At 59.8% G+C, this 26,312-nt stretch carries 21 protein-coding genes and 1 tRNA gene; 13 read left to right on the forward strand and 9 right to left on the reverse strand.

Going from position 1 to position 26,312, the window contains the following annotated elements:
• Positions 1 to 24: 24 nt before the first annotated feature.
• The 3 genes from FZZ88_RS05085 to psaA form a co-directional block, all read right to left on the reverse strand.
• Positions 25 to 975, reverse strand: coding sequence for a helix-turn-helix domain-containing protein (locus tag FZZ88_RS05085; protein WP_166017520.1), 951 nt, complete (start codon positions 973 to 975; stop codon positions 25 to 27).
• Between the two features lie 205 nt (positions 976 to 1,180).
• Positions 1,181 to 3,394 carry a photosystem I core protein PsaB gene (gene psaB, locus FZZ88_RS05090; protein ID WP_166017519.1) on the reverse strand — a complete coding sequence of 738 codons (2,214 nt, stop codon included), beginning with the start codon at positions 3,392 to 3,394 and terminating at the stop codon, positions 1,181 to 1,183.
• A gap of 22 nt (positions 3,395 to 3,416) precedes the next feature.
• Positions 3,417 to 5,720 carry a photosystem I core protein PsaA gene (psaA, locus tag FZZ88_RS05095; protein WP_166017663.1) on the reverse strand — a complete coding sequence of 768 codons (2,304 nt, stop codon included), beginning with the start codon at positions 5,718 to 5,720 and terminating at the stop codon, positions 3,417 to 3,419.
• 402 nt (positions 5,721 to 6,122) lie between these two features.
• Between psaA and FZZ88_RS05100 the strand changes: the two genes are divergently transcribed.
• Positions 6,123 to 7,448: a hypothetical protein gene (locus FZZ88_RS05100; RefSeq protein ID WP_166017518.1), complete on the forward strand. Its 1,326-nt coding sequence runs from the start codon at positions 6,123 to 6,125 to the stop codon at positions 7,446 to 7,448.
• Positions 7,449 to 7,517: 69 nt separating this feature from the next.
• Complete coding sequence (cobJ, locus tag FZZ88_RS05105; RefSeq protein WP_166017517.1) at positions 7,518 to 9,245, forward strand: precorrin-3B C(17)-methyltransferase; 1,728 nt, start codon at positions 7,518 to 7,520, stop codon at positions 9,243 to 9,245.
• Positions 9,246 to 9,460: 215 nt separating this feature from the next.
• Here the strand turns inward: cobJ and FZZ88_RS05110 are convergent.
• Positions 9,461 to 9,534 (reverse strand) — tRNA-Pro (locus FZZ88_RS05110).
• 89 nt (positions 9,535 to 9,623) lie between these two features.
• On the opposite strand from FZZ88_RS05110, the gene lipA reads away from it, so the two are divergent.
• Positions 9,624 to 10,493, forward strand: coding sequence for a lipoyl synthase (gene lipA / locus FZZ88_RS05115; RefSeq protein WP_166017516.1), 870 nt, complete (start codon positions 9,624 to 9,626; stop codon positions 10,491 to 10,493).
• Here the strand turns inward: lipA and FZZ88_RS05120 are convergent.
• Positions 10,471 to 10,779: a YciI family protein gene (locus tag FZZ88_RS05120; RefSeq protein ID WP_166017515.1), complete on the reverse strand. Its 309-nt coding sequence runs from the start codon at positions 10,777 to 10,779 to the stop codon at positions 10,471 to 10,473. The two genes, lipA and FZZ88_RS05120, sit on opposite strands and share 23 nt — an antisense overlap.
• 14 nt (positions 10,780 to 10,793) lie before the next feature.
• Positions 10,794 to 15,395 carry a glutamate synthase large subunit gene (gene gltB, locus FZZ88_RS05125; RefSeq protein WP_166017514.1) on the reverse strand — a complete coding sequence of 1,534 codons (4,602 nt, stop codon included), beginning with the start codon at positions 15,393 to 15,395 and terminating at the stop codon, positions 10,794 to 10,796.
• A 102-nt stretch (positions 15,396 to 15,497) separates the two neighbouring features.
• On the opposite strand from gltB, the gene FZZ88_RS05130 reads away from it, so the two are divergent.
• The 9 genes from FZZ88_RS05130 to FZZ88_RS05170 all read left to right on the forward strand — a co-directional run bounded on the left by FZZ88_RS05130 (position 15,498) and on the right by FZZ88_RS05170 (position 23,979).
• Positions 15,498 to 17,183: a phosphodiester glycosidase family protein gene (locus FZZ88_RS05130; protein WP_166017513.1), complete on the forward strand. Its 1,686-nt coding sequence runs from the start codon at positions 15,498 to 15,500 to the stop codon at positions 17,181 to 17,183.
• A 34-nt stretch (positions 17,184 to 17,217) separates the two neighbouring features.
• Complete coding sequence (locus FZZ88_RS05135; protein ID WP_115022735.1) at positions 17,218 to 17,544, forward strand: AIR synthase; 327 nt, start codon at positions 17,218 to 17,220, stop codon at positions 17,542 to 17,544.
• A gap of 72 nt (positions 17,545 to 17,616) precedes the next feature.
• Positions 17,617 to 17,991, forward strand: coding sequence for a 30S ribosomal protein S12 (gene rpsL, locus FZZ88_RS05140; RefSeq protein WP_006850614.1), 375 nt, complete (start codon positions 17,617 to 17,619; stop codon positions 17,989 to 17,991).
• Positions 17,992 to 18,032: 41 nt separating this feature from the next.
• Entirely contained in the window at positions 18,033 to 18,503 is a 471-nt protein-coding gene (rpsG, locus tag FZZ88_RS05145; protein ID WP_115022733.1) for a 30S ribosomal protein S7, read from the forward strand.
• 89 nt (positions 18,504 to 18,592) lie between these two features.
• A complete protein-coding gene (gene fusA / locus FZZ88_RS05150) occupies positions 18,593 to 20,668 on the forward strand; it encodes an elongation factor G (protein ID WP_115022731.1) in 2,076 nt (691 codons plus the stop codon).
• Between the two features lie 44 nt (positions 20,669 to 20,712).
• Positions 20,713 to 21,912, forward strand: a complete 1,200-nt coding sequence (gene tuf, locus FZZ88_RS05155; protein WP_115022730.1) for an elongation factor Tu — start codon at positions 20,713 to 20,715, stop codon at positions 21,910 to 21,912.
• 122 nt (positions 21,913 to 22,034) lie between these two features.
• Positions 22,035 to 22,355 (forward strand): 30S ribosomal protein S10, encoded by a 321-nt coding sequence (gene rpsJ, locus FZZ88_RS05160; RefSeq protein WP_011363346.1) that lies wholly within the window; start codon positions 22,035 to 22,037, stop codon positions 22,353 to 22,355.
• 56 nt (positions 22,356 to 22,411) lie between these two features.
• Positions 22,412 to 23,047, forward strand: a complete 636-nt coding sequence (locus FZZ88_RS05165) for an LON peptidase substrate-binding domain-containing protein (protein WP_166017512.1) — start codon at positions 22,412 to 22,414, stop codon at positions 23,045 to 23,047.
• Positions 23,047 to 23,979, forward strand: a complete 933-nt coding sequence (locus FZZ88_RS05170) for a methyltransferase domain-containing protein (RefSeq protein WP_166017511.1) — start codon at positions 23,047 to 23,049, stop codon at positions 23,977 to 23,979. Before FZZ88_RS05165 ends, FZZ88_RS05170 begins: the two co-directional genes overlap by 1 nt.
• A 20-nt stretch (positions 23,980 to 23,999) precedes the next feature.
• Here the strand turns inward: FZZ88_RS05170 and pheA are convergent, their stop codons facing one another.
• Entirely contained in the window at positions 24,000 to 24,842 is an 843-nt protein-coding gene (pheA, locus tag FZZ88_RS05175) for a prephenate dehydratase (protein ID WP_166017510.1), read from the reverse strand.
• 31 nt (positions 24,843 to 24,873) lie between these two features.
• Here pheA and FZZ88_RS05180 point away from each other — a divergent pair, with 31 nt between their 5' ends.
• Positions 24,874 to 25,470 (forward strand): DUF1997 domain-containing protein, encoded by a 597-nt coding sequence (locus FZZ88_RS05180; protein WP_166017509.1) that lies wholly within the window; start codon positions 24,874 to 24,876, stop codon positions 25,468 to 25,470.
• On the opposite strand, the gene FZZ88_RS05185 is transcribed toward FZZ88_RS05180, so the two are convergent.
• Positions 25,417 to 26,016 carry a ribonuclease HII gene (locus FZZ88_RS05185; protein WP_166017508.1) on the reverse strand — a complete coding sequence of 200 codons (600 nt, stop codon included), beginning with the start codon at positions 26,014 to 26,016 and terminating at the stop codon, positions 25,417 to 25,419. The two genes, FZZ88_RS05180 and FZZ88_RS05185, sit on opposite strands and share 54 nt — an antisense overlap.
• 5 nt (positions 26,017 to 26,021) lie before the next feature.
• Positions 26,022 to 26,228, reverse strand: a complete 207-nt coding sequence (locus FZZ88_RS05190) for a hypothetical protein (protein WP_370629767.1) — start codon at positions 26,226 to 26,228, stop codon at positions 26,022 to 26,024.
• Positions 26,229 to 26,312: the final 84 nt, after the last annotated feature.

Raw genomic sequence — 26,312 nt, forward strand, 5'->3', positions numbered from 1 at the left:
TTCAACGCAAGTTCCCTTGACCTTTCAGCGGGATGCCAACAAGGTTGTGCGCGGAGTCTCCGCGAAGAGATCTCGATAGGCACTTGCGAAGTGATTCCGACTGGCAAAGCCAAAATGCTCGGCGGTCTGCTGGACGGTGTAACAACCCAACCGTTGCTGGAGATCAGGATTGGACAGCGCTTCGTGCACTTGCTGCAACCGAATACGACGCATCAATGCCATCGGGCCATAACCAAACATTTCACGACAACTCACGGTGAGTGTTGTCTTGGTGGTGAACAGCATTTGACACACCGAGCTCAGTGAGATGGGCGTCATGCTCGATCGAAATGAAAAGCGAACCAACTCCTGCACAAGATCAGTGTGATGGTTTTTTTGCACAGGCTGTAGAAGAGCTGAAGTCTCTGGCGAAAGAGACTCGATCAGCTGCGCTTCAAGAAAATCAGCCTGGAAAGGCTGTGGCACATCAACACCCTGCCAGGCGGGAAGCACCATCAACTGACGCAACTTGCGATGAACCATTGGGGGAAGAATGGCTGTGTTGTTGTGCTCCATTCGATTGGCAATCTCGGATGCACCCATCAGTTCGACCCAGGTGTCAATGCGACGACGATCGACAAGAGCAGCTGCAATCCGATTGCCACCTGGAGACGTTCTCATCAATGTCTCCTTCATCTTGGTGTTGAATCCAGCCAGGGCATTCGGAGCAAACGACTCACCAAAATGACGGTGGTCGCTGTAATTGTCTGTATGTTCAATCGTGAATGGCAACCAGCGAGGGTGACGTGTGCCCTCCACCAACAACGCCTGATCTGCTTGCATCGAAACAAGCAGGATTCCATCCTGATGGTCGACCCTTAGACGTCCACGAAGGGGGCCTGGCGACACCTGAACGATGTTGTAATCACAGCCAAGCTGCCTCCACAACCGCGCACAGTCCTCCGCACTGCTGAATAACCGGTCGCAACAGGGCAACAGAACAGACGATGGCGAGGTTTTAGGGATCAGATGTGAACCAAAAAAGATTTCATGCAAGTTAGCCAACAATCACTAATCAGAAGATGATCAGTAACCAAATTCCTACTGAATGAGATTCCCACAAGAAAAATCCCCACCCGGATCACCGAATGGGGATAAGTGAAACGAGGAACGACTCGTCGCCGGTTGAATCAGGAAAGAATCAACCGAACTTTCCTGAAGTCGAAGCTATCAGGAAGGCTGCGTACGTCAGTACATAGCCGACCGTGAAGTGGGCGAGACCAACAACACGGGCCTGAACGATGGAGAGTGCCACAGGCTTGTCGCGGTAACCCATCATGTTGGCGATGGGGCTGCGCTGATGTGCCCAGACAATGGTCTCGATCAGTTCCTGCCAGTAACCCCGCCAGGAAATCAGGAACATGAAACCGGTAGCCCATACCAGGTGACCGAAGAGGAACATCCAGGCCCAGACGGCCAGGTTGTTGCTTCCAAACGGGTTGTAACCGTTAATCAGCTGGGAGGAGTTGAGCCACAGGTAGTCGCGGAACCAACCCATCAGGTAGGTGCTGGATTCGTTGAACTGAGCAACGTTGCCAGACCAGATGGCCAGGTGCTTCCAGTGCCAGTAGAAGGTCAGCCAACCCACGGTGTTCAGGGCCCAGAAGACTGCCAGATAGAAGGCGTCCCAGGCAGAGATGTCGCAGGTACCGCCACGGCCGGGGCCGTCGCAGGGGAAGGAGTAGCCGAAATCCTTCTTATCGGGCATCAACTTGGAGCCGCGAGCATCCAGGGCACCCTTCACGAGGATGAGGGTGGTGGTGTGCAGACCCAAAGCGATGGCATGGTGAACAAGGAAGTCACCAGGGCCGATCGGCAGGAACACATCGGTGTTGCCGTTGATGGCATCAAGCCAGTAGTGGTCGCCAGGAATGTTCTGGGACGCAAGGCTGGCGGAGCTGGAGGCATTGGAGAGCAGCACGTCCATTCCATACATGGCCTTGCCAGAGGCGGCCTGTACGAACTGGGCGAAAACGGGCTCAACCAGAATCTGCTTCTCGGGGGTACCGAAGGCAACGACCACATCGTTGTGGACGTAGAGACCCAGGGTGTGGAATCCGAGGAACAGGGAGACCCAGCTCAGGTGACTGATGATCGCTTCTTTGTGCTCGAGCATCCGAGCCAGGACATTGTCCTTGTTGGCTTCGGGGTCGTAGTCACGGATGAAGAAGATCGCACCGTGAGCAAAGGCACCACACATCAGCGCAATGGCGATGTACTGGTGATGGGTGTACAGGGCTGCCTGGGTTGTGTAGTCCTTCGCGATGAAGGCATACGACGGCATCGAGTACATGTGCTGCGCAACGAGGCTGGTGATCACGCCAAGGGAGGCGAGAGCCAAACCAAGCTGGAAGTGCAGGCTGTTGTTGATGGTGTCGTAGAGACCTTTGTGGCCCGCACCCAGATCACCAGGAGTGCCCTGGGGAGGGTTGTGGGTTTCAAGGATCTCCTTGATGGAGTGACCGATACCGAAGTTGGTCCGGTACATGTGGCCTGCGATCACGAAGATGCAACCGATGGCCAGGTGGTGATGGGCGATGTCCGTCAGCCAGAGAGCTTCTGTCTGAGGGTGGAAGCCACCAAGGAAGGTGAGGATGGCGGTGCCGGCACCTTCGGAACTACCAAAGACCTGATTCAGAGAATCGGGATTTTCGGCATACACACCCCAGTTACCGGTGAAGAAGGGTCCAAGACCGGCGGGATGAGGAAGAACGTTGAGGAAGTTGTCCCATCCAACGTGCTGACCGCGGGCTTCGGGGATCGCAACGTGAACCAGGTGACCGGTCCAGGCGATGGAACTGAAGCCGAACAGAACAGCCAGATGGTGGTTCAGACGCGATTCAGCGTTTTTGAACCAGGCCAGGGAAGGACGGAACTTGGGCTGCAGATGCAGCCAGCCGGCGAAGAGGGCCCAAGCCGACAGGATCATCATGAAGATGGAACCCTGATACAGCTCGGCATTCGTCGTCATGCCGATTGTGTAGAACCAGTGATACAGGCCTGAGTAGGCGATGTTCACCGGGGAGGAAGCACCCGCCTGGGTGAAGGCGTCAATGGCGCCTTGACCGAAGTGGGGATCCCAGATTGCGTGAGCGATGGGGCGCACGTGCAGGGGGTCGGCGACCCACTGCTCGAAGTTGCCCTGCCAGGCGATGTGGAACAGGTTTCCCGAAACCCACAGGCCGATGATCGCGAGGTGACCGAAATGGGTGGAGAAGAGCTTCTGATAGAGGCGCTCCTCCGTCATTCCGTCATGGCTCTCGAAGTCGTGAGCCGTGGCGATCCCGTACCAAATACGGCGGGTTGTCGGGTCCTGGGCCAGACCCTGGCTGAACGAAGGAAATTTCGTTGCCATTAGAGGGAGAGGTCAGGTGAGGTCAGCCGACCACAAGAATGTGGGCGTGGAAGAAGGCCCACGTGGTCGCAATTCCGCCCAAGAGGTAATGGGCAACACCCACGGCACGGCCTTGGATGATGGAAAGAGCACGGGGCTGGATGGCGGGAGCCACCTTCAGCTTGTTGTGAGCCCAAACGATGGACTCGATCAGCTCCTGCCAGTAGCCGCGGCCACTGAAGAGGAACATCAGGCTGAAGGCGAACACGAAGTGAGCGCCGAGGAACATGATTCCGTAGGCAGCCGTGTTCGAGCCATAGCTGTTGATCACCTGAACGGCCTGAGCCCACAGATAGTCACGCAGCCAGCCATTGATGGTGATGGCGCTTTGAGCAAAGTTGCCATTGGTGATGTGCGCGACGGAGCCGTCGGCATTCACCGTTCCCCAGATGTCGCTCTGCATCTTCCAGGAGAAGTGGAAGATCACGATTGACAGGGAGTTGTACATCCAGAACAGGCCCAGGAACACGTGGTCCCAAGCGGAGACCTGGCAAGTACCACCACGACCAGGACCATCGCAGGAGAAGCGGAAGCCCAGGTTGGCCTTATCAGGGATGAGACGGGAGCTGCGGGCGTACAAGACACCCTTCAGCAGGATCAGCACCGTCACGTGAATCGTGAAGGCGTGAATGTGGTGGACCATGAAGTCGGCAGTGCCGAGCGGCATGGGAGCCGCGGCGACTTTGCCGCCGACGGCGACCACCGAGCCGTTGAACACTTCACTCACACCCGCGAGGGCATTAGGAGCGGTGCTTCCGGCAGCTGCGGCGTGCACGTTCTGAATCCACTGAGCAAAGATCGGCTGAATCGAGATGGCCGAATCGCTGAACATGTCCTGGGGACGACCCAAGGCACGCATGGTGTCGTTGTGGACATACAGGCCGAAGCTGTGGGCTCCGAGCCAGATGCAGACCCAGTTGAGGTGACTAATGATCGCGTCGCGAGCCTTGAGCACCCGATCGAGCACGTTGTCGATGTGCTTCGCGGGGTCGTAGTCGCGCACCATGGCGATGGCAGCATGAGCACCGGCACCAACGATCAGGAAACCGCCGATCCAAATGTGGTGTGTGAAGAGACCAATCTGGGTCGGATAGTCGATCGCTTGGTACGGATACGGAGGCATCGCGTACATGTGCTGAGCCACGATGATGCTCACCGAGCCGCCGATCGCCAGGTTGACCGCCAGCTGGGCATGCCAGGAGGTGGTCATGAACTCATAGAGTCCATCGTGACCATTGGTGGCAGGGAACAGCAGGGGATCACCCTTCTGGCCTTCGTGGATCTCCTTGATGGAGTGACCGATGCCCCAGTTGGTCCGGTACATGTGACCGGCAACGATGAACATCACGGCGATCGCCACATGGTGATGGGCGATATCCGTCATCCAAAGGCTTCCCGTCACAGGATTCAGTCCACCTTTAAAGGTGAGGAAATCGCTGTAGGCAGCCCAGTTACCGGAGAAGAAGGCACCGACACCGGCGCTGAAGCCGGGGTACAGCTGAGCCAGCAGATCCTGGTTAAAGAATTCGTGCGGCAGAGGAATGTCTGCAGCGGAAGCGATGGTCTTGCCATTGAGAACCAGCGGCTGGCCGGCATCAATGGCATCCATCAACTTGGTGACAGGAGCCGAAACGTGGATCAGGTGGCCTGCCCAGGACAGTGAACCGAGACCCAGCAGACCTGCCAGGTGGTGGTTCAGCATCGACTCAACGTTCTGGAACCACTCCAGCTTGGGCGCTGCCTTGTGGTAGTGGAAAACACCAGCGTTGAGCATCAGGCCGGCCATCACCAGAGCACCGATGGCCAAAGCCATGAGCTGGGTTTCACTGGTGATGCCCCAGGCCCGCCACATCTGGAAGAGGCCTGAGGTGATTTGGATGCCTTGGAACCCGGCACCCATGTCTCCATTAAGGATGTCTTGGCCAAAGACCGCCCAGACCTGCTGGGCACTTGGCTTCACATGGGTGGGGTCGGCAAGCCAACCGGAATAGTTGGAGAAGCGTGCGCCGTGGAAGAAGGCACCGCTGAGCCAGATGAAGATGACGGCCAGGTGGCCGAAATGCGCGGAGAAAATCCGCCGAGAGACCTCTTGTAGGTCGCTCGTGTGAGCGTCGAAGTCGTGAGCGTTGGCGTGAAGATTCCAAACCCAGGTGGTGGTTTTGGGACCTTTCGCGAGGGCGCGGTCGAAATGTCCGGGCTTACCGAACAATTCAAAGGTTGCAGGATTGTCAACCTTCTCGACCTGGCTCTTCGCGTCACTCCCACGCTCTGGTGGGCTGATGGTCATCGAGTCGTTCCTCGAGGGACGGGATTCGAGGTGGTGGGCCACCCCTCCGGCGAATGGGAATCCACCGGGGCCCCGGACACCAATCCACAGGGAATCAGCGTCAGGGCGTCAGTGAGACAGGGAGCCGAAACCCCTTGACTGCACTGAAGCTGGGGCCCCACAGAGGGGACCGCTGGCGGAAGCATAGGTGCGGAGGTGGGGTTAAAGGGCACTGAGTTACAAAGGTTCAATCCCATGGCGGGCCAGTCAGCGACAGGCGTCTGCAGAAGGCCGAGAATCAGTCAAACAATGAAGATCCCGGCCAGTAAGCAATACAATTTCGCGCAAATATTCTCCTTAAATAACTAAAACTGTGACATTGAAGGGCTGATTGTTCAGAATGATCAGATCTGTTCATGCCCGATGCTTCGCCCTGGCCTGAAGTCGATATGGGCTGTTCTGCTGACAGCTGTGGTGCTGCTGAGCGCCGGAATGCCAGTTCATGCACGACCTGGATTCTTCAACCGCGATGTCGGCTCCGGCACGCAGCCCCTACCGAGCTCCACCCCCAGCGGGAAGCTCCAGGAAGTGGCCCCACCAGGGGCGGTGCAACAGCTGCGGCAGGAGCTGCAACGGCACCGTCCATCCCTGCGGTTGGTGGATCCAAGCAACGACACCATCGTGGCGACAGAAGAGCTTGAGCTGAGTTTCGAAATCACTGACTGGCCCCTCAGCAGCGACCCCGAACTTGGCCTTGGCCCCCACATCGCCATCCAGATCGATGATCGCTCTCCCCTACGGCTGAGCGATAGCAACGACAACCGTCTGACGGTCCGCATTGATGATCTGGAAGCGGGTAGTCACCGGTTCAGCGCCTGGGCTGCTTATCCCTGGGGGGAGGCCGTTCAGTCACCAGGGGCCTCCATCCAGGGCCGCGTCCACCTCTGGCAAAAACTTCAGGGCAGGCAACCCGAGCGGGATGCACCCTGGTTAACGCCTGTTCCACCCGCTGGAGAACAAGGCCTGCAACCACTTCTGGTGGACTGGCTCCTTTGGAATGCTCCGCTCCAAAACCTGCGTGAGGGGGATGGACGCTGGCGACTGCGCATCAGCATTGATGGGGACAGCTTTCTGGTCGATCACCAGGAGGCCCTTTGGCTCAAAGGATCGAATGGCGCAAGCAGTCACGACATTCAGATGGAACTTCTGAATGGGCTGGGCGAGCCGATCACACCCGTGTTCAACAATCAGCTGGTGCACCTGAAGGCTCCATCAGGTCCCAAGCCGGGCTGGATGCGATCGCGCCTCAATGAGAGCCAGCTCGCCCGCTTAAGCGGATCACCTGAGCCAGAGATGCCGGAAACGGTCGAACAACCGAAAGAGGCTCCACAGAAAGCAGAACAGCCACCACAACTGGCGCCAGTCGAGATCGAGGCCGAGGCCGAGACAGAGGCAGAGGCAAAGACCGATCCCATCGCCCCCGAGAACAGCGATCACGAGACGCCACAGTCGCCCCTGGCTCAGGACCAAGCCACGACAGAGGCCAGCCAACCAACACCAGCCCAGGAGGAGCCCACTGACAACGATCTGCCAATGAACACAAGCGAGAACAATCCACCGGTGACGGAAAAGCCAACCGAATCGCTCGAACAGCAGGCCCAGGCAGAAGCAAAGCTGATGCCGAGCAGCAGCCTGGGAGGATCAGCGCGTGAGCTGCTCAACAGTGATGGGCGCTTGCGCAAGCCCTGACCCGGATTCCCTGCCCTGAACCCAACACCCGACGTACCCGCTCTGGGCCTAGGACTCTCCCCCAGTGCCATGCCGCTCTTGGAGCGTCTGCTGCTGCGCGGCCAGATCGACCGGATCAAGTCGGCCGACCAAGACATCAATACTGCTCTTGATCAGCACTGGACGGCGCAGAAGGTCGTGCTGATTGTGGGTGCAGTGGGAGCGGTGACACGCCTCATCGCACCGCGGATCCAAAGCAAGGAGCAGGATCCGGCCGTTCTGGTTCTCGACCCAAAAGGGGATTTCATCATCCCGCTGCTGGGAGGCCATTCCGCAGGTGCGGAACAACGCGCGCGGGAGATCGCCATGGATCTGGGAGGGCAGGCCGTGATCACTGGCGCCTGCGCCCATGAAGGACGTCTCCCCCTGGATGCCTTTGGTGAAGACTGGGGCTGGAGACGCAGGGGATCGGTGGCGGGTTGGCGCACTCTGATGGTGCGGCAAGCCCAGGGATTCAGCATCAACATTCACCAGAGCAGTGGATGTTCCGCCTGGCTCGGCCCTGAAAGCCAGCACTTGCTCGAAACCGTGGCCGCAGAGGCCGCTGACCTTGTGATCGGAGCGCGCCTTCAGGGTGATTGCCAATGGCATCCAGCAACGCTCTGGATCGGCATCGGCTGCGAGCGCAACACAAGTTTGTCCCTGGTCGAAAAGGCCATTACTGAGGCTTTGGCAACAGCCGGGCTGGCGAAGGAGGCTGTCGCCGGCATCGCCAGCGCAGAGCGGAAATCCGATGAACCAGCCCTGCAAAAGCTGAGCCAGACCAGGGCATGGCCGTTCCGAACCTTTGCAGAGCAGACGCTGGCCTCCATTGACGTGCCGAACCCCTCCGAGGTCGTGCATAGGGAAATGGGAACAGCTTCAGTGTCAGAAGCAGCGGCGTTGCTGGCTGCAGGCGACAAAGGTGTTCTGATCCAGCCAAAGCAAATCAGCCATCCCGCTCCGGGGGAACAGGGCGCGGTCACGGTGGCCATTGCCGAAGCTCCCCTACCCCACGCACCGGGTCGGGGCGAACTGCACCTGGTCGGCAGTGGCCCCGGAGATCTATCCCTGCTCAGCGGAGACGCCAAATCGGCCCTGTCGCGATGCTGCGCCTGGGTCGGCTACAGCCTCTACCTCGATCTGCTTGAGCCCCTAAGACGTCCAGATCAAATGCGGTTCGATGGTCAGCTCACCCGGGAATGGGACCGCTGTGCCGAAGCACTGCGCTTGGCCCAACAAGGCGCCAAGGTTGCTCTCATCTCCTCTGGAGATAGCGGGATCTATGGCATGGCGGGGTTAGCTCTGGAGCTACTACTCCAGCAACCCGAGCAGGACCGACCCAGCTTCACGGTGCATCCCGGCATTTCAGCGTTCCAGCTGGCCGCCGCCAGAGCGGGAGCGCCACTCATGCATGACTTCTGCAGCGTGAGCCTCAGCGATCGCCTTACGCCCTGGAACGTGATCGAGAAGCGACTAGAGGCCGCTGCATCAGGAGATTTTGTTGTTGCGCTCTACAACCCACGCTCTAAAGGACGGGATTGGCAACTCGGGAAAGCCAGAGAGATCCTGCTGAGACACCGCCCCCCAACAACCCCGGTGATGCTGGCTCGGCAGCTGGGCCGCGAAGAAGAATCTCGTCAGCTGACGTGCCTTGAACGCTTAGAGCCTGAATCAGTGGACATGCTCACCTTGGTTCTGATCGGGAACAGCAGCAGCCGAGCAGAGGATGGCTGGATGGTGACGCCGAGGGGGTACCCCGGGGCGAGCCTCCAATGAGATCTGTGACGTGGTTTATCGCGATCAATTCACCTGCATCGCCGCCGGAGCATTGATGGTTTCGAGAGCCAAAGCAGCTCCAACACGAAAAAGGGTTGAAGCAGGTCGAAACATTTGAACCTACGCAGCCATGCTTCGTCGATCGGAACTTGGAGTTCGTCTAGGCCAACCCACATCTTCAACCAAGACCTTCTGGCGCAGCACGAAAGCCTCAATCGGGATGACAGGATTCGAACCTGCGGCCCCTTCGTCCCGAACGAAGTGCGCTACCAAACTGCGCCACATCCCGGCACTTCAATCTTAGGAGATTGGTGTTTCCGAGAGGCCAGCAGAGACATCGGCGCAAGGTCTAAGGTCATGGATTGAAGAGACTTCGCCGTGCTCAAGCCGGAGTGGTTGCGCGTTAAGGCTCCGCAGCGCGAACGGATCGGCGCCGTGGCCGACCTGCTACTGGACTTGAACCTGAACACGGTATGCCAGGAAGCGAGCTGCCCCAACATCGGGGAATGCTTCGCAGGCGGCACAGCCACGTTTCTGATCATGGGGCCTGGCTGCACCCGCGCATGCCCCTACTGCGACATCGACTTCGACAAGAGCGTGCGCGAGCTGGATCCGACGGAACCGCAACGGCTCGGCGAAGCGGTAGCCCGTCTGGGTTTGAAACACGTGGTGATCACCTCCGTGAACCGCGATGACCTCGCTGATGGCGGCGCCTCCCAGTTCGTGGCCTGCATTGAACAGGTCAAAAAGCGCTCACCGCTTACAACCATCGAGCTGCTGATTCCTGACTTCTGCGGTAACTGGGACGCTCTGGCAAGCGTGATGGGAGCTGCACCCCATGTGCTGAACCACAACATCGAGACGGTTCCGCGGATGTACCGCCGGGCTCGGCCCCAGGGCATCTACCAACGCTCCCTGGAGCTACTGCAGCGGGTGCGTGACCAATGGCCCAAGACTTACAGCAAGTCAGGCCTGATGGTGGGGCTCGGGGAAACCGATGAGGAAGTGATCCAAACGCTCCGGGATCTGCGCCAGCACAAGGTCGACATCGTCACCATCGGCCAATACCTCTCTCCCGGTCCGAAACATTTGGCCGTCGACCGCTTTGTGACCCCTGCTCAATTCGACACCTACAGAAGAGTCGGCGAAGAGGAACTGGGCTTCCTCCAGGTGGTCAGCACACCACTCACCCGCAGCAGCTACCACGCCGGTGAGGTGCAGCGGCTTATGACCAGCCATCCCCGCTGACGGGGATCCATTCATGCAACTCCCAGTCCACTAGACCGGCTCGAATCATCGGGTCGTTCTGAACCCACGCACGAGCTTCGGCGTAGGACGAAGCCTCAAACATCAGCAATCCCCCGCCACCAGGCCGCCGGTTGTCATCAACCAGGTAACCGCTCTGAAGACGTCGTCCTGCAGCGGCTTCCTGCACAACCCAGTGGCGGTGAGCCTCCAAGGTGGGCCGCCGCTGCTCGACGGGCAGGGCGGCAGCGACGGCCGTGAAGGTTTCGGTCTTGACGAACCAGGCCACGGGAGACGACAGCGCTAGGCGGCCACAGCCTGCTTAACAGCCAATCCCATCGGTTCCCTTTCGCTTGGCGGTACCAACACCTTGAAGCGATGCTTCGCCGCAGACCAGTTGGCCAAGAGATCGGCAGCCTTTTCGCTGCCCGTTAGATCCACATGCTGTTGCAGCAGGCCCTTCAGCAGCGTCTCCTGCTCATGGGTGGTGATGGTGCAGACCTCAACTATCTCCGGGTTCACCCGAGGCGCGACACGCCCCTCCTCATCAAGCAAGAAGGCCACACCACCGGTCATGCCAGCACCGATATTGCGACCGGTGCTTCCGAGGACAACCACCACACCACCGGTCATGTACTCACAGCAGTGGTCTCCAGCGCCTTCCACCACGGTGCGGGCTCCACTATTGCGAACGCCGAAGCGCTCGCCAGCCCGGCCATGAGCAAACAGCTCACCGCCGGTGGCCCCATAGAGACAGGTGTTGCCGAGGATCACCTGATCCCCTGGAGACGCAGAACCGTCAGAAGGCACCAGAGTGATGCGTCCACTGTTCATGCCCTTGCCCACGTAGTCATTGGCCTCACCCTCAAGACGAACCTGCATGCCCTGCACCAGGAAAGCCCCAAAGCTCTGGCCCGCGGCACCACGGAACGTCAGATCGAGCTGTCCATTGAATCCGCGGTTGCCATGACGCTGGGCAATTTCACCAGCCAGACGTGCACAGACACTGCGATCGGTATTGATGATCTCGATGCTGCGGCTAACAGAACCGTGGTTCTCCAGCGCTGCCAACAGGTCAACATCGGCGAGCAGCTGATCCTCAAGAATCAGACCATTGCCGTGAGCCTGATCACTGTGACGAAGCCAAGAGCGATCCGCAGCGCTACTGATCGGAGCGATCAGGCCAGATAGATCCACACACTTTGTCTTGGCAAGTTCGACGGAACGAGCCTTGAGCAGATCCGTACGGCCAATCAGCTCTTCCAGGCGGGTAACGCCGAGCAGACTCATCAGCTGCCGCACTTCCTCGGCGACATACCAGAAGAAGTTGACGACGTGCTCGGGTACACCGTTGAAGCGCTTGCGCAGGTTCTCCTTCTGCGTGGCGACCCCGACAGGGCAATTGTTGGTGTGGCAGACACGAGCCATGACGCAGCCCTCAGCAATCATGGCGATCGACCCGAACCCGTACTCTTCCGCGCCGAGCAGGGCAGCGATCATGACGTCCCAGCCGGTTTTCAGACCTCCATCAGCACGCAGCAGGACCCGATCGCGGAGACCGTTTTCCACCAGAGAGCGATGCACCTCGGTCAGGCCCAGTTCCCATGGACTGCCGGCGTGCTTGATCGAACTCAGGGGAGATGCGCCCGTGCCACCGTCGTGACCGGAGATCTGGATCACATCCGCGTTGGCCTTCGCCACGCCCGCAGCGATGGTGCCAATGCCGATCTCGGCCACCAGCTTCACACTCACAGGGGCAGCAGGATGCACCTGGTGCAGGTCATGAATCAACTGCGCCAGGTCCTCAATGGAATAGATGTCGTGGTGCGGCGGCGGCGAAATCAAGGCCACTCCCGGCTTGCTGTTGCGCAGCCAGGCGATGTACTTGTCGACCTTCGGCCCAGGCAGTTGCCCCCCTTCACCGGGCTTGGCCCCCTGGGCCACCTTGATCTCCAGTTGTTTGCCACTGCGCAGGTATTCAGCCGTCACACCGAAACGCCCTGAAGCAACCTGCTTGATCGCCGAGCAAGCGGTGTCGCCATTGCGAAGCCCGCCGATGCTGGGGAATACGGCGGACCGTCCTTCCCCATCCACATCCTTGAGGATCTGGAAGCGTGCGGGGTCTTCACCACCTTCACCGCTGTTGCTCTTGCCACCGATGCGATTCATCGCCACGGCCAGCACTTCATGGGCTTCCCGGGACAGCGCACCGAGGCTCATCCCCCCCGTACAGAAGCGGGTGCAGATGCTCTCCACACTCTCCACCTGGTCGAGGGGCACCGGGGTGGGCGCGAGCTTGAACTCCAGCAAGTCCCTCAGGGCCATCACTGGGCGGTTCTCCAGGAGCGCCTGGTAGGTGGAGAAGTGGTCATAACCAGGACCCTGGGCCACTGCCTTGTGCAGCGCCTTGGAAAGCTCAGGGTTATTGCGGTGGTATTCAGCACCACTGCGGTACTGAACAAAGCCCATGAACTCGAGCTTGCTGCGGTTGAGCTCGGGGAAGGCCTTGGCATGCATCGAGAGCGTTTCATTCGCCAACTCGGAGAGCGTCATGCCTGCAACACGGCTCGTTGTCCCGGTGAAGGCGGTCTCCACCACATCCGCACCCAGTCCGATCGCTTCAAAGATCTGGGCGCCGTGATAGCTGGCCAGCAACGAGATTCCAATTTTGGAGAGGATCTTCCGCAGACCGTTCTCCAGCGACAAACGCACATTGGCCTGCGCCTGATCGGCATCCAGGGCTGGCAACTTGCCCTGTTCGATCCGCTTCTTGGTCTTGGGATGCTCCAGCCAGTGGCGCGTTGTCTCCCAGGTGAGCCAGGGGCAGACGGCACTGGCGCCATAGCCGATCAGACACGCCAGGTGATGGGTGCTCCAGCACTGGGCGGTATCCACCACAAGAGAGCACTGCAGACGCAACTTCTGGCGCAACAGATGGTGGTGAACAGCACCCACGGCCAGCAAGGCCGGCATCGCCACCGTCGTGGGCGTCAGCTGTGCCGCCGCCCCCGTGCTGCTGAACCGATCGGAGAGCACCAGCACCTGTGCACCGTCGCGCACCGCCTGTTCCGTAACGCTGCAAAGCGCATCAATGGCCTTCTGAAGGCCTCCCGCGCAGGACTCCACTGCCACCTGGGTGGACACGGTCTGGACGGGCAAACCTTGCTGACTGATGGCCGCTAGTTCCGCCTCATTCAGAACGGGAGTCTCGAGGTGAATCACTGAAGCCGCTTCCGGCTGGGGCTTCAGGGCAGGCCGGCGTTCACCCAGATGCATCTCCAGGCTCATCACCAGCTTTTCCCTCAAGGGATCAATCGGTGGGTTCGTGACCTGGGCGAAGCGCTGCTTGAAATAGTCGTAGAGCAGGTGCGGCTTATCGGAAAGCACCGCCAGGGGAATGTCATCCCCCATGCAGTAAGTCGGCTCCTTGCCGAGGGCCGCCATGTCTTCAATGATCAAATCGAAGTCTTCAGCGGTGAAGCCCATGGCGGTCTGCAACCGCAGCAGGTCGAGTTCACCCACCTGTCGGTTTTGAGTCCAAGGCTGGGGTTCCACACCGCGGCGATGCTGCTGCAACCAATCCGCATAGGGGAATCGACATGCCGCATCTTCCTTAACCGACCAGTTGTCGAGCAACTCACCGCGTTCCAGATCAACGGCCACCATCTGGCCGGGGCCAAGACGTCCTTTCTGAACAATCGTCTTGCCGCTGAGGTCGACCACGCCGGTCTCAGACCCCATGATCACGAAGCCGTCTTCGGTGGTGCACCAACGCGCCGGGCGCAACCCATTGCGGTCGAGCGTGGCACCCACCCGCTTGCCGTCAGCAAAGACCAGCAGGGCTGGGCCATCCCATGGCTCCTGAATTCCCGCGTTGAATTCATACATCGCCGTCACATCGGGACGGCTGTCGAGGTCTGGCTGATTGCGGAAGGCTTCCGGAACGAGCGTGATCAGGCTGTCGGTGATTGACCGCCCACTGCGCACCATCAGCTCCAGGGTGGCGTCAAGGTTGGCGGAATCACTGAACGCAGGGTTTACCACTGGGATCAGGTCGTCTGCAGCCTCTCCCCAAACGTTCTCGAGGCTGGCTTCTGACGCCTTGGCCCAGTTGAGATTTCCCAGCAGCGTGTTGATCTCACCGTTATGACCCAAAAGCCGCATCGGCTGCGCCAGAGGCCAACGGGGCAAGGTGTTCGTGCTGAAGCGACGGTGATAGACCGCAAAACTCACCGCAAAACGTGGATCCTGCAGATCGGCGTAGTACTGCGCCAGAACCTCGGACCGGACCATGCCCTTGTAGACAACCGTCCGGCTGCTCAGGGAAGCGACATAAACGTCCTGGGCCACCTCGGCGCCAAGGGCAGCCCGCACACGGGCGCCAATCCGCCGCCGCAAGCGGAGAAGCTGCCCATCAAACCCTGCGTCGTCCGCATCGCCGTTGAGCACCCACTGCTCAATAACGGGAGCAGTGGCGCGGGCCAGGGGGCCAAGCACCGCAGAGTCCACAGGAACAATTCGCCAACCAAGCGGTTGCAAGCCGAGCGCCTTGGCCTCGTCATCACAGAGGCCTCTGACCTCGGCACGACGGGTGGCATCGGTCGGCATGAACATCATCCCGAGGCCCCGCGCTGCATCCGCCTCAGGCCAGACGGCTCTTAGGTACGTCCAGGGGATTTGACACAACACCCCTGCACCATCGCCGGAGTCTCCATCTCCCCCACAACCGCCTCGGTGCTCCATGCATCCCAAACCACGCAGGGCCTGCTCCAACACCCAATGGCTGGCCTGTCCCTGGAGCTGGGCCAAAAAGCCAACGCCACAAGCATCCTTCTCACCCGCAACAACCGCGGGCGCAGGGCTGTCGCAGTAAGGCCAGACAGCGGAACGGATGGCTTCAGTCATAGGGAACTCAACCGGACAGTCGCATGGGCCTGCAGCTTCGAGCTCTGCAGAAACCATCTCGAGGGACGATCCTAGGCAGGCGCCTCTCCGCCAAGGCATTTCATGCTGGCCTTTGCCCCACTTCCCGCGCCACCTCCAGAGCTGCGCTTTGTGCCGAAGCAAAGTGGTGATGAAGTCCTCATCGGCCGAGAGCGCAGCAAAGCGGTTTGGCTTTGGAGGGGCAGCAACACAGCAACAGAGGAACTCTGGCTGCCCTTGGAGCTCCTGGAATCCCGGCTGGGTTTCAGGCGCGTTGCTCGCATCGACGGAGAGGCACTGGAATGGTTCGGGCGAACCGTCCCCCTGGCTTCGCTAGAGACCCGTTCGCTCGGGGATGAAGTCGGTCTCGAAGTGAGCGACTGGCTAACCGAGATCGGTGTTACCACCCAAGTGAACGGAAACAGCCTGACGCTTCGGCTGCCTACCCCAACCGTGAACAACCTGCGCCGCGGCAAGGGTTCAACAGCAGATCGTTTGGTGCTTGATCTGAACGGACCCGCCTTGGTGCAGCAGCTGAACGGTGACCTGTTGCTGGAGCTCAAGGTCTCGCCGTCACAGAAACGTCAGCTCAAAGCGTGGGGGCTCGCTCCTCAGCAGCGTCGTGACGGCGGCCTTGTGCTGCAGGGACAAGCCACAAAGCTACGGAGCTTGAGCCTGTCGTCTCCCTGGCGATTGGTGCTGGACGGTGTGCGTGACGGCGGCCGCCGCCAACCCCCAAGCGCACGCCTGCCCCTAAGCAATCCAACTCTTGCCGCGTTGCTCAGGCGGGGCTTTGTGCTGGAGAAACGCACGATCAAGGTGGGGGTGAAACCCATCCAGGTGTTTCGTGCTGGCGGTGACCTGAGCGGCCTCGGGATCACCCTGCAGCCCCTGGCCAAGACCGAACAGCAACAGGGCCTGCGGTTTCTTCCGCAGCTCTCCCAACCCGCAGGGGCGCTGGTCGCCGTGAATGGAGGGTTTTTCAACCGGATCACTCAACTGCCCCTGGGAGCCCTGCGGCGGCAGGGGGTTTGGCTATCTGGACCGATCCTGAACCGCGGCGTCATCGCTTGGGGATCGTCAGGAGATCTGCAGTTCGGCAGGCTTCGCCTGGACCAGACGTTGCAGGTGAACAACGGTCGGCGCTGGGGCATCCAAGCGATCAACAGCGGCTACGTCCAAAAAGGACTGAGCCTTTACACGCCGGCCTGGGGCCCCCGCTATCGGGCCTTGAGCGGTGAAGAGGAAGCACTCTTGATTCGCGGTGGCCGCGTCGAGGCAACGTTCGAGCAAACCAACCTGCAGCGCGGGATTTCCATCCCACAGGACGCTGAGTTGGTGGTGGCTCGCGGGCGCACCCCACTACCGGCACGACCTGGCGATCGGATCCTGGTGAGATCACGGGCGAGCTCATCCCTTGCCCAACAGCCAAATGTGCTGGGCGGCGGTCCACTCCTGATGCAGAACGGGCGGGTGGTTCTGAATGGACGCCAAGAAGGCTTTAGTCCCGGCTTCATGAGCTTGGCGGCACCGCGGACCGTGGTGGCCCAAGGGCAGAGCGGTCAATGGCTAATGACCCTGCGTGGTGCCTCTGGCAGTGATCCCACGCTTGTGGAAACAGCACTGGCAGCCCAACAACTGGGCCTGCATGATGCGTTGAATATGGATGGCGGCAGTTCGACAACCCTCGTCGTGGCCGGTCAAACCGTGATGAATGGTCGTGGCAGCACCCCGAGAGTTCATAACGGACTGGGGCTGATCCCCCTCTGAGACCTGCAACAGTGGGGAACCCAAGAAACTGAGCATGGCTGCCAATTTGCGGCTGACCGCTGCCGCTGCTGCCGAGCTAGGGCGTCAGGCTGCCGTGGCGGGAACACCCGGGCAGATGCATCTCGACGTCACTCCAGGGGAATGCGCACAGCATGTGCTGCGCATTCGAGCAGGACATTTGGCCGGTATTGCCATTGCAAGGGCCGATGGCGTGACGCTGCACGCCCCTGCAGAGCAGCTCAAATTGCTCGAGGGTCTTTGCCTCGACTACCGCGGTGACCTCAGTGGTGGCGGATTTCTGATCCGCAGCAGCGACGGTGTTGAACCCTGTGCCTGTGGCAGTGCCTTCAGCCGCGTCTGAAAGGGGACCGTCACCCGGTATCGTGGTCGATTGTCGAATCAGGTCGGGAGTCCGACCGCTCACCGACCATCGATGCCAACCATCCAACAGCTGATCCGCACTGAGCGCTCACGCCTCAAGGCCAAGACAAAGTCCCCGGCCCTGAAATCGTGTCCGGAACGACGTGGTGTTTGCACCCGCGTCTACACCTCAACGCCGAAAAAGCCCAATTCGGCTTTGCGCAAGGTGGCTCGTGTGCGCCTTACTTCCGGCTTTGAAGTCACGGCTTATATCGGTGGCGTCGGTCACAACCTGCAGGAGCACTCGGTCGTTTTGATCCGTGGTGGTCGTGTCAAGGACCTCCCTGGCGTCCGCTATCACATCATTCGCGGAACCCTGGATACAGCTGGTGTGAAAGACCGGCGTCAGTCCCGCTCCAAGTACGGCGCCAAGGCTCCCAAGGAGTGATCACCGGTTTCTTCCTCATTCCCACAACGTTCTGATCCCTAATGTCCCGCCGCAACGCCGCTGAAAAGCGCCCGATTCTTCCCGATCCGCAGTTCAACAGCCGCCTCGCCACGATGATGGTGGTGCGCCTGATGCAGCACGGCAAGAAGTCCACAGCGCAACGGATCCTGTCCGACGCGTTCGGGCTGATCAATGAGCGCACCGGCGGAGATCCGCTCGAACTGTTCGAAACTGCCGTCAAGAACGCCACTCCATTGGTGGAAGTGCGCGCTCGCCGGGTTGGTGGCGCCACCTATCAGGTGCCCATGGAAGTGCGACAGGAGCGCGGAACGGCCATGGCCCTGCGCTGGCTGGTGAGCTTTTCCCGTGCCCGTAATGGTCGGAGCATGGCCCAGAAGTTGGCTGGCGAATTGATGGATGCTGCCAATGAGGCTGGCAGCGCCGTTCGCAAGCGCGAAGAGACGCACAAAATGGCCGAAGCCAACAAAGCCTTCGCCCACTACCGCTACTGAGCCTTTCAGGCCAGCCGTCAACACAGATGTTCATGGCTGGCCTGTAGAGTCTCTCCGCCTTTTCACGCCCCACCCCCGGAGAATTTCCTGTGGCCCGCGACTTCCCCCTGGAACGCGTCAGAAATATTGGTATCGCTGCTCACATCGATGCCGGAAAAACCACCACTACCGAACGGATCCTGTTCTATTCCGGTGTGGTGCACAAAATCGGCGAGGTGCATGACGGCGCTGCAGTCACCGACTGGATGGCCCAGGAGCGGGAACGTGGCATCACGATCACGGCAGCTGCCATTTCAACGTCTTGGCAGGACCATCGGATCAACATTATTGACACGCCTGGCCACGTGGACTTCACCATCGAGGTGGAGCGTTCCATGCGTGTGCTGGATGGTGTGATCGCCGTCTTCTGCGCCGTTGGTGGTGTTCAGCCCCAATCCGAGACCGTTTGGCGTCAGGCGGATCGCTACTCCGTCCCCCGGATGGTGTTCGTCAACAAAATGGACCGCACCGGTGCGGACTTCCTGAAGGTTCACGGCCAGATCAAGGATCGCCTCAAGGCCAATGCTGTCCCGATCCAGCTTCCGATCGGGGCTGAAGGTGAACTGAGCGGCATCATCGATCTCGTTGCCAACAAGGCGTACATCTATAAGAACGATCTCGGCACCGATATCGAAGAGGCCGAGGTGCCGGCTGCTATGGCCGACGAGGTGGCCGAATGGCGAAACACCTTGATGGAAACCGTCGCCGAAACCGACGAGTCTCTGATCGAGAAGTTCCTCGAGAGCGGCGAACTCAGCGTTGATGAGCTCAAGCAAGGCATTCGCGAAGGCGTGCTGAAGCACGGTCTTGTGCCAATGCTCTGCGGCTCTGCCTTCAAGAACAAAGGCGTGCAGCTGGTGCTTGACGCCGTGATCGACTACCTGCCAGCTCCTGTCGATGTCCCCCCCATCCAGGGTGTGCTTCCCGACGGCAGCGAAGCCGTGCGTCCTTCCGACGACAGCGCTCCTTTCAGTGCCCTCGCCTTCAAGGTGATGGCCGATCCTTACGGCAAACTCACCTTCGTCCGGATGTACTCCGGCGTGCTGGAGAAAGGCAGTTATGTGCTCAACTCCACCAAGGGAGAGAAGGAGCGCATCTCTCGTCTTGTGGTGCTGAAGGCGGATGACCGCGAAGAAGTCGATGCTCTGCGAGCCGGAGACCTCGGCGCGGTGCTGGGTCTGAAGAACACCACCACAGGTGACACGCTCTGCACCCAGGACGATCCCATCGTTCTTGAAACCCTGTTCATCCCCGAACCGGTCATCTCAGTGGCCGTGGAGCCCAAGACCAAGGGCGACATGGAAAAACTCTCCAAGGCACTTGTGTCTTTGGCAGAGGAAGACCCCACGTTCCGCGTTAATACTGACTCTGAAACCGGTCAGACCGTGATCGCCGGCATGGGCGAGCTCCACCTGGAAATCCTGGTGGACCGCATGCTGCGCGAATTCAAGGTGGAAGCCAACATCGGAGCACCTCAGGTGTCCTATCGCGAAACCATCCGTGGTTCCGCAGGTGGCGAAGGCAAGTTCTCTCGTCAGACCGGTGGTAAGGGTCAATACGGCCACGTCGTGATCGAAATGGAACCGGGTGAGCCCGGCTCCGGCTTCGAATTCGTCAACAAGATCGTGGGCGGTGTCGTTCCGAAGGAATACATCAAGCCCGCCGAGCAGGGCATGAAGGAGACCTGCGAATCCGGTGTGATCGCCGGATACCCGCTGATCGATGTGAAATGCACGATGGTGCATGGCTCGTATCACGACGTCGACTCTTCGGAGATGGCGTTCAAGATCGCCGGATCCATGGCCTTCAAGGACGGCGTCAAGAAGTGCAATCCTGTGCTTCTTGAACCGATGATGAAGGTCGAGGTCGAAGTCCCCGAGGATTTCCTCGGTTCGATCATCGGCGACCTGTCCTCCCGTCGAGGTCAGGTTGAGGGCCAGTCCGTCGATGACGGCACGTCCAAAATCTCGGCCAAGGTGCCCCTTGCCGAGATGTTCGGTTACGCCACCGAGCTCCGCTCCATGACCCAGGGCCGGGGCATTTTCTCGATGGAATTCGACAATTACGCCGAAGTTCCTCGCAATGTGGCCGAGGCCATCATCTCCAAGAATCAGGGCAATTCCTGATCTCTAAACTCCTCCAAACCCAACCCTCGATTCTTTAAACACCCATGGCACGCGAGAAGTTCGAAAGGAACAAGCCCCACGTCAACATCGGCACCATCGGCCACGTTGACCACGGCAAGACCACCCTCACCGCCGCGATCACCAACGTGCTCGCCAAGAAGGGGCAGGCTGAAGTTCAGAACTATGCCGACATCGACGGCGCCCCCGAAGAGCGTGAGCGCGGCATCACCATCAACACCGCTCACGTTGAGTACGAGACCGAGTCTCGTCACTACGCTCACGTGGACTGCCCTGGCCACGCGGACTATGTGAAGAACATGATCACCGGTGCCGCTCAGATGGACGGCGCCATCCTGGTGTGTGCTGCCACCGACGGCCCCATGGCCCAGACCAAGGAGCACATCCTTCTGGCCAAGCAGGTGGGCGTTCCCGCTCTGGTTGTTGCACTGAACAAGTGCGACATGGTCGATGACGAAGAGATCATCGAACTGGTGGAAATGGAGATCCGTGAACTGCTCTCCAGCTACGACTTCCCCGGCGATGACATCCCCGTCGTTCAGGTGTCTGGCCTGAAGGCCATCGAAGGCGAGGCTGAGTGGGAAGCCAAGATCGAGGAACTGATGGCGGCTGTTGACGCCAGCATTCCTGAGCCTGAGCGGGAAGTGGACAAGCCCTTCCTGATGGCTGTGGAAGACGTCTTCTCCATCACCGGTCGTGGCACCGTGGCCACCGGCCGTATTGAGCGCGGCATGGTCAAAGTCGGCGAAGAAATCGAAATCGTCGGTATTCGCGAGCCTCGGAAGACAACCGTCACCGGTGTGGAAATGTTCCGCAAGCTGCTCGACGAGGGCATGGCTGGCGACAACGTTGGTCTGCTGCTGCGCGGCATCCAGAAGGAAGACATCGAACGCGGCATGGTGCTGGTGAAGCCTGGCTCCATCACCCCTCACACCAAATTCGAAGGTCAGGTGTATGTGCTGAAGAAAGAAGAAGGCGGCCGCCACACTCCTTTCTTCGCTGGCTACCGCCCGCAGTTCTACATCCGTACAACTGACGTGACCGGCCAGATCACAGCGTTCACCGCTGAAGACGGCAGCAATGTCGAAATGGTGATGCCTGGTGACAACATCCAGATGACCGGTGAGCTGATCTGTCCTGTTGCGATGGAAACCGGCATGCGTTTCGCTATCCGCGAAGGCGGCCGCACCATCGGAGCTGGCGTGGTCTCCAAGATCATCGAGTGATCAGCGCGAGCTGAATCACAACGCAGGAGATGGAGGGGCTCCGCCCCCCCATCTCCTACATTTCTAAGAACCTCGACAACTGAAGTCCTGCTTCGTCTTCGGAGCTCTTTCGCCTCTCTCCTATGTCCACTGCCATCGCTCAGCAGAAGATCCGCATCCGCCTTAAGGCGTTTGACCGCCGCATGCTGGATCTGTCTTGCGAGAAAATCATTGAAACGGCCGATAACACCGCTGCAACTGCAATCGGTCCGATCCCCCTGCCCACGAAACGCAAGATCTACTGCGTTCTGCGCTCCCCCCACGTGGACAAGGACTCCCGCGAGCACTTCGAGACCCGCACGCACCGTCGGATCATCGACATCTACAGCCCTTCAGCCAAAACCATCGATGCGCTGATGAAGCTTGATCTCCCCAGTGGTGTGGACATCGAAGTGAAGCTCTGATCCAGTCGATCAGGACTTCACTTTCCTAGGATTCAGTTGCCTACAACACGGCGTTCGTGTCCGATTTTTCCGTGAGGGAGCTTCCCCTGTTCCCCCTGCCGGACGTCGTGTTGTTTCCCCAGCAGCTCCTGCCGCTGCACATTTTTGAATCGCGTTATCGGATGCTTCTCCAGACGGTTCTGGAGACCGACAAACGATTCGGCATCGTTCGCATCAATCCTGAGAACGGCGAGATGGCCGACATCGGGTGCTGCGCAGAGGTGCTCCAGCACCAAACCACTGAAGACGGTCGCAGCTACATCGTTTCGCTGGGCCAACAGCGGTTCCGCCTGTTGAACATCACCCGTGAAACGCCCTATCGAACAGCCATGGTGAGCTGGTTGGAAGATGAGCCCGTGGCCGATGCCGAGGCACTCAACAGCTTGCGGGACAAGGTCAGCGAAGCCTTGAACGACGTCGTTCAGCTGACAAGCAAGCTGCAGAACCGAGAGGTGGAGCTCCCTGATGATCTCCCTGATCTACCGCGGGAGCTGTCGTTCTGGATCAGTGCCCATCTCGACCAGGCCGCATCGGAGCAACAGAGTCTTCTGGAACTGACCGACACCCAAGAGCGTTTGAGTCAGCAGTTTGAAATGTTGGACCACACCCGACGCCAGTTGGCGGCCCGCACCGTACTGATGGATCTGAAGTGATGTTGGGATCTCTGCTTGTGGTGGCCGGAGCGGCTGGAGCAACCGGGCTTGCCCTGTGGCTTCGTCGCGACCGGCGCTACGAATCGTCGGAGAGTGTTGCCTCCGCCTACGACGCCTGGACGGAAGACCGTTTATTGGAGCAACTCTGGGGGGAACATGTCCATCTCGGCCATTACGGGACCCCGCCCAGCTCCTGCGACTTCCGCGAAGCCAAGGAAGCTTTCGTTCACGAGCTTGTGCGATGGAGCGGTCTCGACCAACTTCCCGCCGGCAGCCGGGTGCTGGATGTGGGATGCGGCATCGGTGGCAGTGCCCGAATCCTGGCGCGGGATTACGGGTTGGACGTTCTCGGCATCAGCATCAGCCCAGCCCAGGTGAAGCGGGCCACGCAACTCACCCCATCAGGCCTGACCTGCCGCTTCCAGGTGATGGACGCCTTGGATCTTCAACTGCCCGATCAGAGCTTTGATGCGGTCTGGAGTGTGGAGGCCGGTCCACACATGCCGGACAAACAGCGTTATGCCGATGAACTGCTGCGGGTGATGCGGCCGGAGGGTCTGCTTGCTGTGGCCGACTGGAACCGCCGCGACCCATCCGACGGCGGCATGACGCGACCCGAACGCTGGGTGATGCGTCAGTTGCTCAACCAGTGGGCCCATCCCGAATTCGCCAGCATCAAGGGGTTCCGCCAAAACCTCGACAACAGCGCCAACCATCGTGGTCAGATCGTCACCGATGACTGGACCCAGGCCACGCTGCCCTCATGGATTGACTCCATCGTCGAGGGCATCCGACGTCCCTGGTCTGTGCTCAGCCTGGGACCCAAAGCAGTGCTTCAAGGCCTGAGAGAAACCCCGACGTTGTTGCTCATGCACTGGGCCTTCGCCACCGGCCTGATGCAATTTGGCGTTTTTCGGATCCGTCGAGACTGATCGTCAACAACCACTGATTTTCAACAGCCACTGAGGTCGCTGCTGGGGTAGGCGCCGAAATGGGCGAGATGCTCACAGAGAGGCTGCAATTGAGCGATGAGTTCAGCCAGCGCAGTTGAAGGCGCTGAAGGAAGGTCCACATCCACAAAAAACACGTATTCCCCCAACTCCCGTTTGGACGGACGAGATTCAATTCGGCTCATGTTCAACCCCCGCTGAGCCAAACAAGCCAGCGCCTCCAGCAGGGCCCCAGGTGCATTGCGATGCAGCGAGAACGCAAGACTGGCCACATCTCCATGTTCACTGCGTTCACCACGGCGCAACAAGAGAAAACGGGTGCGATTTCCCGCCACATCATTCACGGGAAAAGCCAACTCATCCAACCCGTGTTCGCTTGCAGCCGTCTTGGAGGCAATCGCAGCACGAAAGGGACTGCCGGCCACCATGCGAGCAGCCTCAGCGGTAGACGAGGTAGGGAGCTGCAGGGCATCAGGCAAATGCTGCGCCAACCAGCCACTGCACTGGGCAAGGGCCTGCGGATGAGAGAGCACTTCCGTGACTCTGCTGAGTGGACCACTCCCCAGCAGCGCATGCTGAATCGGGAGCACCAACGCCCTTCGAATACAAAGCTCAGGATGCGACCAGAGCGCATCGAGGGTCGCTGTCACTCCCCCTTCAACTGAGTTCTCAATCGGGACAACGGCTGCATCACACTGCCCCTGAGCCAGCCGTTCCACAACCGATCGAAGACCGGTGCACGGCATCAACTGGACATCATTTAGGGCGTCCTGGTCGATCAACACCCGGGCGGCCTGCTCGCCATAGGTCCCGGCTGGACCAAGGAATGCGAGACGTGTAGGCATCGAAGCCGCACTGCATGGACTCGATAAGATCATGCCGCGTCAGGTGAAGTCCATGCCCCTGGCCTTCGAAGCCAGTCAAAAGCTTGATCTGCCTGTCAGAACCGGAGCAGAGCGGCTGCCCACCTATTTGCTTGAGGAGAAACGGGTTCTCGGAGCCCTACTAGACGCACGCCAGCTCACCCCCTTACAGCCGGGTCTTTACCGCTACGTCGTGACCAGCCTGAAGGTCTTTCAGCTCCATGTGAAACCCGTGGTGTCGCTTCAGATCCATAGGGAAGAGGACACTCTGGTGATGCGCGCCCTGGATTGCGAACTGGAAGGACTAGGGATCGTTGATGACTTTGCGCTGAATCTGGAAGCACGACTCGCCTGCACACCCGAGGGGCTTCAGGGGAACGCGCATCTCTCGGTCAGCGTGAGTCAACCCTCCCTGCTGAAGCTGATTCCAAAACGAGTGTTGGAGTCAACAGGGGAATCCATCCTGAGCGGCATCCTCATTGGCATCAAAACCCGTGTCGGCCAGCAGCTGATTGACGACTATCGGAGCTGGTGCAGTGAAACAGAGGCGCAACTCTCATCCCAGCAGCCGCTTCAGGAACGTCTGCCGATGCAAGGGCGTGGGGCCTGAAGCCATCAAGCTCTGACGATGCTGTGCCGTGCCATAGCCCGCATGGCGCTCGAGTCCATACCCGGGGAAGCGATCGGACAAACGCCGAATGAGTGCATCCCGGGCCTCCTTGGCCAGAACGCTGGCAGCAGCGATGGCAGGTGAGCGGCTGTCGCCGGAAACAACAGTGCGCTGCGGGCCCAGCCACAGCCTGAGGGGAAGGTTGCCATCCACAAGCACCAAGCCAGGGGATTGCGGCAGTCGCTGAAGAGCACGCAACATGGCGCGTTCGGTGGCGATGCGAATACCACTGGCGTCAATTTCTCGCGCTGATGCCTGGCCCATGCCGGAGGCAACACACAGCGAATGAATCAAGGGAACCAAGGCAGCCCGACGTTTGGCGGAGAGTTTCTTGCTGTCGGTCAGTCCCGCCTTCAACAGGCGTTCTGCAGCTGCGCCATCCAGCACGACAGCCGCCGCAAAAACAGGTCCGAACAAGCAACCACGACCAACTTCATCCACTCCAGCCACATCCCTCCCAATGGGGAGAGACTCCTGCGGAGTCATCCGGTTCAGACCGTGGCGACAGCAGAGGAACGGCGACGACGACGGCGGGGCTCCTCTGACTCAGCCTTATCCGCCACCGGAGCAGGCTCCGACTCAACCGGTTCCGTAACGATCGTTGGCTCTGGTTCGCTGATCGTCAGATTGGTCACGGCCTCCAAGGGGGTGATCTCCACCATCAGGGGTGCAGTCTCATCCGGGACGGAAGACGTCACGACAACTGGAGTTTCTGTGGCAGGGGTCACGGCGGGCTGACTGACGCCTGGGTCCAGTCATCGGTGACGATCTGACCACGATGG

Origin of the sequence: Synechococcus sp. PH41509 (genome assembly GCF_020514285.1) — a bacterium.
Classification (GTDB): domain Bacteria; phylum Cyanobacteriota; class Cyanobacteriia; order PCC-6307; family Cyanobiaceae; genus Parasynechococcus.

Bases quoted from the DNA above. Each gene is read 5' to 3' on its own strand.
- psaB (WP_166017519.1), bottom strand. From the start codon at position 3,394: ATGGCAACGAAATTTCCTTCGTTCAGCCAGGGTCTGGCCCAGGACCCG.
- psaA (WP_166017663.1), bottom strand. From the start codon at position 5,720: ATGACCATCAGCCCACCAGAGCGTGGGAGTGACGCGAAGAGCCAGGTC.
- FZZ88_RS05100 (WP_166017518.1), top strand. From the start codon at position 6,123: ATGCTTCGCCCTGGCCTGAAGTCGATATGGGCTGTTCTGCTGACAGCT.
- cobJ (WP_166017517.1), top strand. From the start codon at position 7,518: ATGCCGCTCTTGGAGCGTCTGCTGCTGCGCGGCCAGATCGACCGGATC.
- gltB (WP_166017514.1), bottom strand. From the start codon at position 15,395: ATGACTGAAGCCATCCGTTCCGCTGTCTGGCCTTACTGCGACAGCCCT.
- FZZ88_RS05130 (WP_166017513.1), top strand. From the start codon at position 15,498: ATGCTGGCCTTTGCCCCACTTCCCGCGCCACCTCCAGAGCTGCGCTTT.
- FZZ88_RS05135 (WP_115022735.1), top strand. From the start codon at position 17,218: ATGGCTGCCAATTTGCGGCTGACCGCTGCCGCTGCTGCCGAGCTAGGG.
- rpsL (WP_006850614.1), top strand. From the start codon at position 17,617: ATGCCAACCATCCAACAGCTGATCCGCACTGAGCGCTCACGCCTCAAG.
- rpsG (WP_115022733.1), top strand. From the start codon at position 18,033: ATGTCCCGCCGCAACGCCGCTGAAAAGCGCCCGATTCTTCCCGATCCG.
- tuf (WP_115022730.1), top strand. From the start codon at position 20,713: ATGGCACGCGAGAAGTTCGAAAGGAACAAGCCCCACGTCAACATCGGC.
- rpsJ (WP_011363346.1), top strand. From the start codon at position 22,035: ATGTCCACTGCCATCGCTCAGCAGAAGATCCGCATCCGCCTTAAGGCG.
- FZZ88_RS05170 (WP_166017511.1), top strand. From the start codon at position 23,047: ATGTTGGGATCTCTGCTTGTGGTGGCCGGAGCGGCTGGAGCAACCGGG.
- pheA (WP_166017510.1), bottom strand. From the start codon at position 24,842: ATGCCTACACGTCTCGCATTCCTTGGTCCAGCCGGGACCTATGGCGAG.
- FZZ88_RS05180 (WP_166017509.1), top strand. From the start codon at position 24,874: ATGCCGCGTCAGGTGAAGTCCATGCCCCTGGCCTTCGAAGCCAGTCAA.
- FZZ88_RS05185 (WP_166017508.1), bottom strand. From the start codon at position 26,016: ATGACTCCGCAGGAGTCTCTCCCCATTGGGAGGGATGTGGCTGGAGTG.